The organism is Citrobacter sp. Cu233 (assembly GCF_030332225.1).
Taxonomy (GTDB): domain Bacteria; phylum Pseudomonadota; class Gammaproteobacteria; order Enterobacterales; family Enterobacteriaceae; genus Citrobacter.
The window spans coordinates 130,010-144,018 of sequence record NZ_JAOWIF010000040.1; the positions used below are offsets into that span (position 1 = coordinate 130,010).

General features: G+C 50.5%; 14 protein-coding genes. 7 read left to right on the forward strand and 7 right to left on the reverse strand.

Going from position 1 to position 14,009, the window contains the following annotated elements:
* Positions 1-7 precede the first annotated feature (7 nt).
* The 3 genes from OGX95_RS16960 to OGX95_RS16970 all read left to right on the forward strand — a co-directional run bounded on the left by OGX95_RS16960 (position 8) and on the right by OGX95_RS16970 (position 3,724).
* The gene (locus tag OGX95_RS16960) at positions 8-958 is read left to right on the forward strand and encodes a phosphoglycerate dehydrogenase (protein ID WP_286630291.1); all 951 of its coding nucleotides are present in this window, start codon (positions 8-10) and stop codon (positions 956-958) included.
* 65 nt (positions 959-1,023) lie between these two features.
* Positions 1,024-2,343: an MFS transporter gene (locus OGX95_RS16965; protein WP_286630292.1), complete on the forward strand. Its 1,320-nt coding sequence runs from the start codon at positions 1,024-1,026 to the stop codon at positions 2,341-2,343.
* A gap of 184 nt (positions 2,344-2,527) precedes the next feature.
* Entirely contained in the window at positions 2,528-3,724 is a 1,197-nt protein-coding gene (locus OGX95_RS16970; protein ID WP_286630293.1) for a sugar transporter, read from the forward strand.
* Between the two features lie 34 nt (positions 3,725-3,758).
* Here the strand turns inward: OGX95_RS16970 and OGX95_RS16975 are convergent, their stop codons facing one another.
* A complete protein-coding gene (locus OGX95_RS16975) occupies positions 3,759-4,424 on the reverse strand; it encodes a MarC family NAAT transporter (RefSeq protein WP_137383095.1) in 666 nt (221 codons plus the stop codon).
* A 257-nt stretch (positions 4,425-4,681) separates the two neighbouring features.
* Between OGX95_RS16975 and marR the strand changes: the two genes are divergently transcribed.
* The 3 genes from marR to marB are packed head-to-tail and all read left to right on the forward strand — an operon-like array spanning position 4,682 to position 5,767.
* Complete coding sequence (marR, locus tag OGX95_RS16980; RefSeq protein ID WP_137383096.1) at positions 4,682-5,116, forward strand: multiple antibiotic resistance transcriptional regulator MarR; 435 nt, start codon at positions 4,682-4,684, stop codon at positions 5,114-5,116.
* 18 nt (positions 5,117-5,134) lie between these two features.
* On the forward strand, positions 5,135-5,518 hold the full coding sequence (marA, locus tag OGX95_RS16985) for an MDR efflux pump AcrAB transcriptional activator MarA (RefSeq protein WP_003032424.1): 384 nt from the start codon (positions 5,135-5,137) through the stop codon (positions 5,516-5,518).
* A 30-nt stretch (positions 5,519-5,548) separates the two neighbouring features.
* Complete coding sequence (gene marB, locus OGX95_RS16990; protein ID WP_286630294.1) at positions 5,549-5,767, forward strand: multiple antibiotic resistance protein MarB; 219 nt, start codon at positions 5,549-5,551, stop codon at positions 5,765-5,767.
* Positions 5,768-5,797: 30 nt separating this feature from the next.
* Here the strand turns inward: marB and eamA are convergent, their stop codons facing one another.
* Entirely contained in the window at positions 5,798-6,697 is a 900-nt protein-coding gene (gene eamA / locus OGX95_RS16995; protein WP_286630295.1) for an O-acetylserine/cysteine exporter, read from the reverse strand.
* A 197-nt stretch (positions 6,698-6,894) separates the two neighbouring features.
* Between eamA and ydeE the strand changes: the two genes are divergently transcribed.
* A complete protein-coding gene (gene ydeE, locus OGX95_RS17000) occupies positions 6,895-8,082 on the forward strand; it encodes an efflux MFS transporter YdeE (RefSeq protein ID WP_286630296.1) in 1,188 nt (395 codons plus the stop codon).
* 40 nt (positions 8,083-8,122) lie between these two features.
* On the opposite strand, the gene urtE is transcribed toward ydeE, so the two are convergent.
* From urtE to urtA, 5 genes are read right to left on the reverse strand one after another with little or no spacing between them, the layout of a single operon-like run.
* Entirely contained in the window at positions 8,123-8,821 is a 699-nt protein-coding gene (gene urtE, locus OGX95_RS17005) for an urea ABC transporter ATP-binding subunit UrtE (protein WP_286630297.1), read from the reverse strand.
* A gap of 9 nt (positions 8,822-8,830) precedes the next feature.
* Positions 8,831-9,628 carry an urea ABC transporter ATP-binding protein UrtD gene (urtD, locus tag OGX95_RS17010; RefSeq protein ID WP_286630298.1) on the reverse strand — a complete coding sequence of 266 codons (798 nt, stop codon included), beginning with the start codon at positions 9,626-9,628 and terminating at the stop codon, positions 8,831-8,833.
* Complete coding sequence (urtC, locus tag OGX95_RS17015) at positions 9,628-10,701, reverse strand: urea ABC transporter permease subunit UrtC (protein ID WP_286630299.1); 1,074 nt, start codon at positions 10,699-10,701, stop codon at positions 9,628-9,630. Before urtC ends, urtD begins: the two co-directional genes overlap by 1 nt.
* The gene (gene urtB / locus OGX95_RS17020; RefSeq protein WP_286630423.1) at positions 10,701-12,275 is read right to left on the reverse strand and encodes an urea ABC transporter permease subunit UrtB; all 1,575 of its coding nucleotides are present in this window, start codon (positions 12,273-12,275) and stop codon (positions 10,701-10,703) included. The genes urtC and urtB overlap by 1 nt, the downstream gene beginning before the upstream one ends.
* Before the next feature lie 45 nt (positions 12,276-12,320).
* Positions 12,321-13,592 (reverse strand): urea ABC transporter substrate-binding protein, encoded by a 1,272-nt coding sequence (gene urtA / locus OGX95_RS17025; protein ID WP_286630300.1) that lies wholly within the window; start codon positions 13,590-13,592, stop codon positions 12,321-12,323.
* Between the last annotated feature and the right edge of the window lie 417 nt (positions 13,593-14,009).

The following is a 14,009-nucleotide window of genomic DNA, read 5'->3' on the forward strand; positions in this document are numbered from 1 at the left end:
TTGTGTTATGAACGTCATCTGTACATCACCTTCATTTGCAAAATACGATCAGCAACCGATCAAACTGCTTAACGACGCAGAGCTTGAATTAATCATGCTACCTGCAGATGCCGGCTTAGAAGCGCTTGCACCTCATCTGGAACAGACAGTGGCAATGATCGTCGCTTTTACCGATGTTAATGCCGAACTAATCGCTGCGGCACCAAATCTGAAAATCGTCTGCAAACACGGCGTGGGCGTCGATAATATCGACCTTAATATTACGCGTGAAAAAGGTATTTTTGTTACCAATGTGCCGGATGCCAATAAGCATGCCGTCGCAGACTTTGCGTTTTCCCTGATCCTTAACTGCGCACGTCAGCTCCCCTACGCGATTGAACAAACCCGCGCAGGAAACTGGCCACGGATCTTCGCCTCCGATGTATATGGGAAAACTATTGGCATTATTGGGTTAGGTAACATCGGTAAACAGGTTGCACTGCGAGCCCGCGGCTTTAACATGCGCGTGCTGGCTCACGACGCATGGCAGGATGCACAGTTCGCCGCAGATAATCACATTGAATACGTTTCGCTCGATGAACTAACAGAACACAGTGATTTCATCACGTTACACACTCCGCTGACGTCAGAAACCAAAGATCTCTTTGATTTAGCGCATATGAAAAAAATGAAGAGCAGTAGTTATCTCATTAACGTTTCACGCGGTGGTGTCGTTAATGAAGAGGATCTCTTTCTGGCTCTGACGCAGGGTATCATTAAGGGCGCTGCCGCCGATGTCTTTTTACAAGAGCCGTGCAATTCACATCCTTTATTTTCGCTCGATAATTTCATACCTACGGCACATATTGCAGGTTATACCGAGGGTGCGATCAGCAATATAGGCGAGCAATGCGTTTATAACATCATTGAACATGTCATTCATCAGCGTAAGCCTAAAAACATCATGAACGGATTATAACATTGTGGAGATACCCCTACCCTTTCCACAATAATAAAAATGAACATCTACCATGGGCCAGATATATGAATAATTTTGCAGAAAAATCACGAATTCGTTGGTGGATTGCGGGATTAATGTGGCTTGCTATTGCAATTAACTATATTGACCGGACGGTATTATCTGCTGCTGCACCTCACCTCATTGATGAGCTAAAACTCGATCCTGAAATGATGGGGTTTATTATGGCGGCGTTCTTTTGGTCATATTCTTTATTGCAAATACCGGCTGGTTGGTTTGCAGACCGTTTTGGTCAGAAAAAAGGTCTGGGTTTTGCCGTTGCGTGGTGGTCAATCGCCACCTCAATGATGGGTTTAGCCACTGGATTTAAATCTCTACTCGCATTGAGACTTGCTCTGGGCGTTGGTGAAGCCGCCGCCTATCCAAGCAATGCGGGTATCGCTGCGCGCTGGTTCCCGGATCGGGAGAGAGCCACCGTCTCAGGATTGTTTGATAGTGCCTCTAAATTTGGTGGTGCCGTCGCGATGCCGCTTATTGTCTGGATGATCTACCAGTTTGACTGGCGGATGACATTTCTGATTATTGGCGGCGTAGGCATTTTTTGGGTCATTGCCTGGTATTTTATTTATACAGAAAACCCGGAAGATCACAAAAGGATCAGTACAAGCGAAATTAAACACATTCGCGAAGGGCAAAAGCAAAAACACGGCGATAAATCCGTGTTACCGATGCGTTGGTATAAACTGTTGCGCTACCGGAATATTTGGGCAATGTGTATCGGTTTCTTTACCATCAACTATACATCCTATTTCTTTATTACCTGGTTGCCCACTTATCTGGTAAAAGACAAAGGAATGGATTTTATCAAAATGGGGATGGTTGCCGCCTTGCCATTATTATGTGGGATGGTGATAGAAGTCTTTGCCGGCTGGGCCTCTGACCGTATGGTACATAAGCGGGTCCTGTCACTGACTGCCACAAGAAAATTATTTCTGACAATCGGTCTGTTAATGGCTTTATGTATTGGTTTTGCCCCTTTCACTGATTCCGTATTTATGACCGTGTTTTTACTGTGTGTGGCGAAATCAGGCACCACGGTTGCCGCCTCGCAGGTCTGGGCACTACCGGGTGACGTTGCACCTAAAAACAGCGTATCGATTGTTGCAGGGTTACAGAACACCGTCTCCAATATGGGGGGCGCGGTAGGACCGATTATTACCGGTGCCATTGTTGCGGCCACGGGCTCCTTTACCTGGGCGCTGGTGTTCTCTGCCGCACTGGTGGTTCTGGGAATTTTGAACTATCTATTCTTGATGGGCAAAGTTGAGCCAATCATCGATAGCGAGCATGAAGCGTTGTGCATGAAAGAAGTGCAGCAGCACTAAACTCGCTCTGGTAACTGTCTACTCCGGTCAGTCAGTAGTACTGACCGGCTTTATTTTTTGTCGTAACGCACCGCCTTATCATCCGCAAAATTGCGTGATCTTAATCACGAAATGATTGTATTTTCACCAGTAAACGTTTTAAGATCGCCACCTCTCCTTTTTGCAGCTAACCCGATTTATACATATGACAACAAACACTGTTTCCCGCAGGATCGCGTGGCTACGGGTAGTTACGCTTGCTATTGCCGGTTTTATTTTCAATACCACTGAGTTTGTCCCGGTCGGTTTGCTGTCCGACATCGCGCAAAGTTTTAATATGCAAACCGCGCAGGTTGGGATCATGTTGACGATCTACGCCTGGGTGGTGGCCCTGATGTCGCTGCCATTTATGCTGCTCACCAGTCAGATGGAACGACGTAAGCTTCTGATCTGTCTGTTTGTGGTGTTTATTGCCAGCCATGTTCTCTCTTTCCTCGCATGGAGCTTCACTGTACTGGTCATTAGTCGCATTGGGATTGCCTTTGCCCATGCCATCTTCTGGTCAATTACCGCGTCACTGGCTATTCGCATGGCCCCTGCCGGGAAACGCGCACAGGCGTTGAGCCTGATTGCCACCGGTACCGCGCTGGCGATGGTATTAGGCTTGCCTATCGGGCGTATTGTTGGGCAATATTTTGGCTGGCGTACCACCTTTTTTGTCATCGGTATGGGGGCGTTAATAACGCTTCTTTGCCTGATTAAGCTGTTGCCTAAACTGCCAAGCGAGCATTCAGGCTCATTAAAAAGCCTGCCACTGTTGTTCCGTCGCCCTGCGCTGATGAGTTTGTATTTGTTAACGGTGATCGTGGTGACCGCACACTACACGGCTTACAGCTATATCGAACCGTTTGTCCAGACGGTCGCCGGGCTGAGCGCTAACTTTGCCACCATGCTGCTTCTGGTTCTCGGTGGAGCAGGTATTATTGGCAGCGTTATTTTTGGCAAGCTGGGTAATCAGTACGCCTCGGTGTTGATAAGCGCGGCTATCGCTCTTTTGACCCTGTGCCTGGTGCTGCTATTGCCTGCTGCTGATAGCGAAATGCACCTTGCGATCCTGAGTATTTTCTGGGGTATTGCCATTATGGTGATCGGTCTGGGAATGCAGGTGAAAGTACTGGCGCTGGCTCCGGATGCCACTGATGTCGCGATGGCGCTGTTCTCCGGTATCTTTAATATTGGTATTGGCGCGGGGGCGCTGGTGGGAAATCAGGTAAGTCTGCACTGGTCGATGTCGACGATTGGTTACGTCGGTGCGCTCCCTGCCGTTGCCGCGTTATTCTGGTCAGTGATTATATTCCGCAAATGGCCGGTAACGCTGGAAGAGCAACCACAGCAGCAATAATAAAATGGCCCGGTAGACATACCGGGCCCGTTGTTTAATGGTAGGTTTGGATGATTTCCAACACGCCGTTAATAATAAACTGCACACCCATACACACCAGCAGGAAGCCCATCAGACGGGAAATAGCTTCGATTCCCCCTTTCCCCACCAGCCGCATAATTCCGCCAGAACTGCGCAGACATCCCCACAGGATAATCCCGACGACGGCAAAAATAATGGGTGGCGCCACCATGATCACCCAGTCCGGGAATTCGGAGCCGTGACGCACGGTGGAGGCCGAACTGATGATCATTGCAATCGTCCCCGGCCCGGCAGTACTCGGCATTGCCAGCGGAACAAAAGCAATATTAGCCGTCGGTTCGTCTTCCAGTTCTTCGGATTTGCTTCTCGCTTCCGGAGACTCATGCGCTTTCTGCTGAGGGAACAGCATACGAAAGCCGATAAACGCAACGATTAACCCGCCCGCAATACGCAATCCGGGAATCGAAATCCCGAAAGTATTCATCACCAGTTGCCCGGCATAGTACGCCACCATCATGATGGCAAACACGTAAACAGATGCCATTAATGACTGACGGTTACGCTCTGCGCTGTTCATGTTGCCGGCTAACCCGAGGAACAACGCCACGGTAGTTAACGGGTTTGCCAGCGGTAACAGGACTACCAGTCCCAGACCTATGGCCTTAAACAAATCCATCATAATGTCATCTTTCCTGTGCGTTAATCGTCAGCGGCAAGTATACGGTGAAACCATCGTGTTAAGCCATTTTCGCGATGTAAGGATTCATTTTTCGCCTTTATCCATAAACCAGTATTATCAAAATCTTGAAAAGAAAGTGCAGTGAACGGGAGTCTGGCGTTTTAGCAAAACGTGGCATGCGGCGACTCATTCATTTGACTTATATTTGCCTGAGCAATAATATCAGCCGTGACTAACTACTTGCCAGGGCAACCATTGTGAAAAGCACCAGTGATCTGTTCAATGAAATCATCCCACTGGGTCGTTTGATCTACATGGTTAATCAGAAAAAAGATCGTTTATTAAACGACTATTTGTCACCGCTGGATATCACGGCATCGCAGTTTAAGGTGCTCTGCTCCATCCGTTGTGCGGTGTGCATTACCCCTGTCGAATTGAAAAAAGTGCTGTCTGTCGATCTCGGCGCCCTGACACGGATGCTGGACAGACTGGCCTGTAAAGGCTGGATTGAAAGGCTTCCGAATCCACATGACAAGCGCGGCGTGCTGGTGAAACTCACCGAAGACGGCGCAGCGATTTGCGAGCAGTGTCATCAATTAGTAGGGCAAGACCTGCACCAGGAACTAACAAAAAACTTAACGGCGGAAGAAGTAGCAACACTTGAGCATTTGCTTAAGCGAATCCTGCCGTAAACAGAAAGAGGTATGACGATGTCCAGACGCAATACTGACACAATCACTATTCATAGCATTTTGGACTGGATCGAAAATAACCTTGAATCGCCACTCTCGCTGGAAAAAGTGTCTGAGCGTTCAGGTTACTCCAAATGGCACCTGCAGCGGATGTTCAAAAAAGAAACCGGTCATTCATTAGGTCAATACATCCGTAGCCGTAAAATGACTGAAATAGCGCAAAAATTGAAAGAGAGTAACGAACCGATCCTCTATCTTGCAGAGCGTTACGGTTTTGAGTCTCAGCAAACGCTGACCCGGACCTTCAAGAACTATTTTGATGTACCGCCGCATAAATATCGGATGACGAATATGCATGGCGAATCCCGGTATTTACTACCGCTCAATCAATGCAATTGCTAATCGCCAGTTAACGACGTAACCGAGGAAATAATGAAACTTCTGTCTTATGCGATGCTGGCCCTGCTGCTTGTTGTGTCGGGCCAGAGCATGGCGGAACAGACCCCGCAACCGACAACGCAAAATAATCGCGACGCGATGATTATGCCCCCTGCGCACGATCGGTCACCGTTCGATTTTAATCATATGGGTGCAGGCAGCGATAAATCCGATGAGTTAGGCGTGCCTTATTACAATATGCACAGCCTGTAATTTTTTGCCCCGTCACTGCGGGGCTTTTTTTTAGCCCCTCGCCTGTGCAATCTTGCGCAGTCGAAAACCGAACACATTGATATACAACCCCGCCATGATCAACAACGCACCGAGCAGTTGCAGCCCGGTTAACGTTTCATCCAGCAGCACGGCGGCACTGGCCAACCCCACCACGGGTACCAGCAACGACAGTGGCGCAACACGCCAGGTTTCATAGCGCCCCAGCAGAGAACCCCAAATGCCGTAGCCCACAATGGTCGCCACAAAGGCCAGATACACCAGGGACAAGATAGTCGTCATATCGATCGCCACAAGACTCTGCACGATTTGCGCTGGACCATCAAGAAATGCCGATGCCAGAAAAAACGGAACGACAGGAATTAATGCGCTCCACACCACCAGCGACATGACCGCTGGACGCGAAGTATGCTGCATAATTTTCTTATTAAAGATATTGCCGCAGGCCCAGCTCAGTGCAGCCGCCAGCGTCAGCATAAAGCCAAGCATACCGACATGTTGGCCATTGAGACTTGCCTCAATCAATACCAGTACACCAAACACCGCCAGCGCGATACCGACCAGTTGTTTCCCCTGCAAACGCTCGCCAAAGGCGAATGCGCCCAGCACGATGGTGAAAAATGCTTGCGCCTGTAAAACCAGCGATGCCAGACCAGCAGGCATCCCAAACTTGATGGCGCTGAACAGGAAAGCGAACTGACCGAAGCTGATGGTCAGGCCGTAACCGAGTAACAGCGAGAGCGGGATCTTCGGGCGGGCAACAAAAAAAATTGCGGGAAACGCCACCAGTAAAAAGCGCAAGCCTGCCAGCATCAACGGCGGCATATTGTGCAAGCCCACTTTGATGACGACAAAGTTGAGCCCCCATACCACGACGACCAGTAACGCCAACAACCCATCTTTACGCGACATACCACCGCCCCTGCAAATATTAAATTTTTGTAAACAAGTTAAGGTAACGGAAATCGTTGTACCGTAACAGATCATTAATTCAGGTAGGCCACACAGGCATTTTCAGACAACTTATTGAGTGTACATCACACTTTTAGCATGCTATTTGTTTCTGATATCTAAAAAAAACATAACAACATGCACTGTCGGGCAAAAAAATGAATATCTCGCTGAGAAGGTCGACCCTTGCATTACTTGCGTCATCATTACTATTAACCATTGGGCGCGGAGCCACGCTGCCATTCATGACGATTTACCTCAGTCGCCAGTATGGTCTGGGTGTCGATCTGATCGGTTATGCAATGACGGTAGCACTGACTATTGGCGTCGTTTTCAGCCTTGGATTCGGTATTCTGGCCGATAAATTTGAAAAAAAACGCTTTATGCTGCTGGCGATCGCGGGTTTTGCATCCGGCTTCATCGCGATTCCTTTGGTGCATAACGTAGTGGTGGTGGTTCTGCTCTTCGCACTGATCAACTGCGCCTACTCCGTATTTGCAACAGTGCTGAAAGCCTGGTTTGCCGATAACCTCTCAGCCACTAATAAAACAAAGATTTTCTCACTTAACTACACCGTGTTGAACATCGGATGGACCGTTGGCCCGCCGTTGGGCACGCTGCTGGTAATGCAAAGCATCAACCTGCCGTTTTGGTTGGCGGCCGTATGTTCAGCCTTCCCGTTGGTGTTTATCCAGACATGGGTAAAACGCTCCGCAACCCCCTCCGAAAGTTTGAACGCGGCAGTATGGTCACCCTCGGTTCTGCTGCGCGATAAAGCACTATGCTGGTTTACGTTGTCTGCTTTTCTGGCCTCGTTTGTTGGTGGCGCATTTGCATCCTGTATTTCTCAGTACGTGATGGTGGTTGCCAATGGCGATTTTGCTGAGAAAGTGGTGGCGGTCGTTCTGCCCGTCAACGCGGCAATTGTGGTATCGCTGCAATATGCTGTCGGGCGCAGGCTGACGTCTGCAAACATCCGCCCGCTGATGGCTGCGGGTACACTTTTTTTTGTTATCGGTCTGGTCGGTTTTACATTCTCAGGCAACAGTCTGCTGTTCTGGGGGATTTCAGCCGCCTTTTTCACCATTGGCGAGGTCATCTATGCGCCAGGTGAATACATGCTGATCGATAACATTGCTCCGGCGGGCATGAAAGCCAGTTACTTTTCCGCCCAGTCACTGGGCTGGCTTGGCGCGGCGGCTAACCCATTAGTCAGCGGGGTCATCCTGACCACACTGCCCCCATGGTCGCTGTTTGTCGCACTGATGGTGGCGATTGTCCTTGCCTGGGCGTTAATGATAAAAGGCATGCGCACCAAACCCTGGAGCCAGCCTGCAGTCTGCTGAAAATGACGTCGACAGTGCCATAACGGCACTGTCTCCTGATTCAGATGGCAACCAACCCACGCACGCCTTCAGCTGCCATGTTTTCTCCTGATCCGCGTTGAATAATGCTTCCTCGCGACATTAACAGGTATTTGTCCGCCAGCTGTTCGGCAAAGTCATAAAACTGCTCCACCAGCAATATAGCCATATCACCACGATGAGCCAGTTGGCTGATAACCAGGCCAATCTCCTTAATCACCGAAGGCTGGATCCCCTCTGTTGGTTCATCGAGGATCAACAACTGCGGGCGACTGGCCAGCGCCCGGCCAATCGCTAACTGTTGTTGTTGCCCGCCTGATAAATCACCGCCCCGTCGGTATTTCATCTCCTGCAATACCGGAAACAACGCATAAATTTCATCCGGTACACGCTTTGCCTCTTGTGCTGAAAACCGGGAGAGTCCCAGCAACAGATTCTCTTCCACCGTCAGGCGAGGAAAAATATCGCGGCCCTGCGGCACATACGCTACCCCCGCCTGCACCCGCTGATGTGGCTTACGGTGAGTAATGTTCTTACCCTGCCAGATAACGCTGCCGCTGCGGGTTGGAATCAGCCCCATCAGGCACTTCAGCAGTGTTGTTTTGCCAACCCCATTACGCCCCAGCAGACATGTTACTTCACCGATACGCGCCTCAAAACTCACGCCGCGCAGGATATGGCTGCCGCCATAGTATTGATTTAGTTCATTTACCTGTAGCATCAGCACTCCTTAGCGTCCGAGATACACTTCAATCACCTGCTCATTGGCCTGAACATCGCGCAGGCTTCCCTCGGCCAGCACCCGCCCCTGGTGCAATACCGTGACGTGATCGGCAATGCTCTCAACAAATCCCATATCGTGCTCAACCACCATCAGAGAATGTTTTCCGGCAAGCTGGCGAAACAGTTCAGCGGTGTATTCCGTCTCGGCATCCGTCATCCCGGCAGCCGGTTCATCCAGTAGCAGCAAATGCGGCTCCTGCACCAGCAACATTCCAATCTCCAGAAATTGTTTCTGTCCATGGGAAAGGAGTCCGGCACGACGGGCGCGTTCATTACTCAGTCGCAACAGCGTCAACATGTCATCGATGCGATCCCGCTGTTCTCCCGACAAACACGCCCGTAAGGAACCCCAAACAGACTTATCATTTTTCATCGCCAACTCGAGGTTCTCTTCCACCGTCAGCGCTTCAAATACGGTCGGTTTCTGAAATTTGCGACCAATGCCCTGGCGAGCAATGGCGATGGCGTCGAGTGATGTTAAATCAATGGATTGATCGTAAATCGCCTGCCCACTTTGCGGCTTCGTTTTCCCGGTGATGACATCCATCAACGTGGTTTTTCCCGCGCCATTGGGTCCAATAACGCAGCGTAACTCTCCAACCCCAATATTAAGCGTCAAATCCGTTAGCGCCTGGAAACCATCAAAGTTAACGTTTATTTTTTCCAGTTGGAGCACAGGATCGGTTTGATTGCGAAAACGATCGCCTGGCATCTGGCGGGTAAAAAGCCCTTCATCTGGCTGCATTATTTGTCTCCCTTGCGAAACAGACCAATCACGCCGCGAGGCAAAAACAGCGTAACACCAATAAAAATCAGGCCGAGAAACAGCTGCCAGTATTCCGGCATGATGACGGTAAACCAACTTTTAGCGCCGTTCACCAGCACCGCGCCAAACACCGGGCCAATCAACGTACCGCGCCCACCCAGTGCGACCCAAATTGCGGCTTCAATTGAGTTGGTCGGTGACATTTCACTGGGGTTAATGATGCCCACCTGCGGAACATACAACGCCCCCGCCAGCCCGCACAGGACGGCAGAGAGCGTCCACACCAGTAGTTTGAAGCCCTTAGGGTCATATCCGCAGAACATCAACCGATTTTCAGCGTCGCGAACGGCCGTCAAAATACGGCCAAATTTACTGCGAGCCAGCGCCCACCCGATCCACAGCGCCAGAACCAGCAGCAGCACTGTCGCCAGGAACAACGCGATACGTGTCGTGGTCGCCGTCACCGAAAATCCCAGAATGGTGGTAAAACCGGTAAATCCGTTATTACCGCCAAACCCGGTTTCGTTACGGAAGAACAACAGCATTCCGGCAAAGGTGAGCGCCTGCGTCATGATGGAGAAATAGACGCCTTTGATTTTTGAGCGGAAGGCAAACCAGCCAAACACCAACGCCAGCAAACCAGGCACCATAACAACCAGCACCATCGCCCAAAGAAAATACTGCGTTCCCCACCAGAACCACGGCAGTTCAGTCCACGACAGGAACGACATAAAAGCGGGAACCCCTTCACCAGATGCCTGGCGCATCAGGTACATCCCCATCGCATAACCGCCCAGCGCAAAGAAAATACCGTGGCCCAGCGACAGCATTCCGGCATATCCCCACACCAGATCCAGAGCAACGGCCACAATGGCATAACAGAGAATTTTCCCGACCAGTGTCAATGTCCAGACAGATATCGCCAGAGGATGATCCACAGGCAGCAGCGCGAGAAATGGCAGAATAATCAGCGCCAGCAGTAAAGTCAGTCCCAGCACACAGGTAATACGCGGCGCTTTGCGCGCCAGTGTTAATGTCATTGGCATCGTCATCAGTCAATGACCCTCCCTTTTAGCGCAAACAGCCCCTGCGGACGTTTTTGAATAAACAGAATAATCAGCACCAGTATCATAATTTTACCGAGAACGGCCCCAACCTGCGGTTCGAGAATTTTGTTGAAAATCCCCAAACCAAACGCCGCCGCGACGCTCCCGGCAAGCTGGCCAACCCCCCCCAGTACCACCACCAAAAATGAATCAATGATGTAGCTTTGCCCCAGTTCTGGTCCCACGTTGCCCAACTGCGATAGCGCCACGCCCCCAAGTCCGGCAATGCCGGAGCCGAGCCCAAATGCCAACATATCCACGCGCCCCGTGGGAACCCCGCAGCAATCCGCCATGCTGCGGTTTTGCGTCACCGCACGCACGCGCATACCCAGACGGGTTTTATTCAGCAACAGCCAGGTGAAGAACAGCACCAGAATGGCAAATCCCAGCACCACAATCCGGTTCCAGGGCAAAATCAGATTGGCATAGACCTGAATACCACCCGACAGCCACGCCGGGTTAGCGACCTCCAGGTTTTGCGCACCAAAGGTCATACGCACCAACTGGATCAGCATCAGGCTAATCCCCCATGTTGCCAGTAGCGTTTCAAGTGGGCGTCCGTACAAATGGCGGATCACTCCGCGTTCCAGCAGCATTCCAATAGCGGCGGTCAGCAAGAAGGCAACCGGCAGCGCAACCAGCGGATAAAAAGCTAACCACTGTGGGAAAAACTGGCTCATCAGCTGTTGCACTATCCAGGTACAGTAAGCGCCAAGCATCAGCATTTCACCGTGTGCCATATTAATGACGCCGAGTAGCCCGTAGGTGATGGCAAGCCCCAGCGCCGCCAGCAATAAAATAGACCCCAGCGATAACCCCATAAACGCCTGGCCAAGCAGCTCTCCAACCTTCATTCGATGTCCGATGGTATTCAGGCTTTCGCTGGCGGCAGCGCGTACGCGCGCATCGGGTTCATGTTCCACGTGGGTGAAAGGCTGTAATCGCGCTTGTGTTTCAGGATCATTGGATGCGCCCAGCAATTCGATGGCCTGACGCCTGACGTCGGGCGAAGTACTGTTCAGTTGCAGGTTTGCCAGTGCAGCCGCGAGGGTGGATTTCACGCCAGCATCCGTCTCCTGCAGCAGCCTTTGCTGCAAAAATGGCAGCATCACTGGCAGTGCTTCACGTTGTAATGTCTTCGCGGCAGTCATCCTTAAAGTGACACTGTCACTTAAAAGTTGATGAATAGCCAATGTGCCAGCCACCAGATTACGCAGGCGGTTAGTCAAGCGGATTTTTTTTAATTCGCCACTGGGAAAGCCGGACGCCCCCAGTGATTGCACACGTGAGCCATTCATCGTGAACGCATTTTTAGCGTCATCGGCCAGCAGGTTTTCACCACTCAGGGCATTAAGCAAAGGTAAACGCTGAACATCGGGGTTAATCGCCCATTGTTCCAGTAATGTCGCCTGCTGTGCCCGACTGGACGCAGCGAAGGTATCGGCATCTGTTGCCTGCGCTATCCACGGCAAAAGCCACGTCAGCAGCAACACACCACGAATAAAGCGCATGGCTTTCATGATAGCGTTCTCCAAAATTGGGCCCTCCCACAGGAGGGCGTAAGATCAGTTGCTGGCGGTTTTGACGGGCTGCTCAGATTTTTTATCATTCCCGGCGATATACGGACTCCACGGTTGGGCACGGACCGTGGCATCCGTTTGCCATACCACGTTAAACTGACCGTTGCTTTCGATTTCGCCAATCATGACGGGTTTATGCAGGTGGTGGTTCGTTGCATCCATTGTCAACGTAAAGCCAGAAGGTGCAGCGAATGATTGCCCCGCCATGGCTGCGCGAACTTTATCCACATCCGTCGTCCCGGCTTTTTCAACGGCCTGCGCCCACATATGCAGGCCAACATACGTTGCTTCCATCGGATCGTTCGTGACCACAGAATCAGCATTCGGCAGTTTGTGCGTTTTCGCGTAGGCGCGGTAATCCGCGATAAATTGCTTATTGGTGGCATTATCAACGGATTCAAAATAGTTCCAGGCCGCAAGATTGCCTACCAGGGGTTTGGTATCAATACCGCGCAACTCCTCTTCTCCAACAGAGAACGCAACGACCGGAACATCGGTCGCTTTCAGGCCCTGGTTTGCCAACTCTTTATAGAACGGAACGTTAGAGTCGCCATTAATGGTTGATACCACCGCCGTTTTCCCCCCTGCGGAGAATTTTTTGATGCTGGCGACGATGGTCTGGTAATCGCTGTGGCCAAACGGGGTATAAACCTCTTCAATGTCTTTATCCGCAACACCTTTTGAATGCAGCCAGGCACGGAGAATTTTATTGGTTGTTCGCGGATAGACGTAGTCGGTGCCCAGCAGGAAGAAACGTTTTGCACTGCCACCGTCTTCACTCATCAGATACTCAACCGCCGGAATGGCCTGCTGGTTGGGCGCGGCGCCGGTATAGAAAACGTTAGGTGACATCTCTTCACCTTCGTACTGCACGGGATAAAACAACAGGCCGTTTAACTCTTCAAATACCGGCAGTACAGATTTGCGCGAAACCGATGTCCAGCAACCAAAAACCACCGCCACTTTGTCCTGGCTTAGCAACTGACGGGCTTTTTCGGCAAACAGCGGCCAGTTTGATGCCGGATCGACCACTACCGGCTCCAGTTTTTTCCCCAGTACACCGCCTTTGGCGTTGATCTCATCAATGGTCATCAACGCCACATCTTTTAGCGGTGTTTCAGAAATAGCCATTGTCCCGGACAACGAATGCATGATGCCAACTTTAATGGTGTCGGCAGCCTGAACGCTAAAACTCATCCCCATAGCCACAACAGAGGCTGAAAGAGTAAAGGCTTTTAATAATGTGCGACGCTGCATAGTTTCACTCCTGAAAATAGACTTGCTGAAAGCTCCGGTGCAACCGGGCAGACAAAACGGTGCAAATTAAGGGTGTTCAGAAGTGATAAGGCAAAAACAGTGCCAGTTATAAAACATTATTTAAATTCAATAAGTTATAAATAACACCAAAGAAATGCAGGTAAAAATAATGCGTCGTCATGACGGCAAGAGAGAAGAAATGAACCACCATGACACGGTGTTGCATTATAAACGTGCAACATCTTGTGTCCGGCCAACCCGATAACTGCAACGGATTACAGGATAAAATTATGATTATTTGCAGATGGGGCCGCCTGTTTCGTCACTATTATTTATTTTCTTCGACGTGAAAAAGCCAAAACTTTACATTTCAGACGAAATAATCACACAGTTCACTCTTTGTTTAAGTTCGAATTG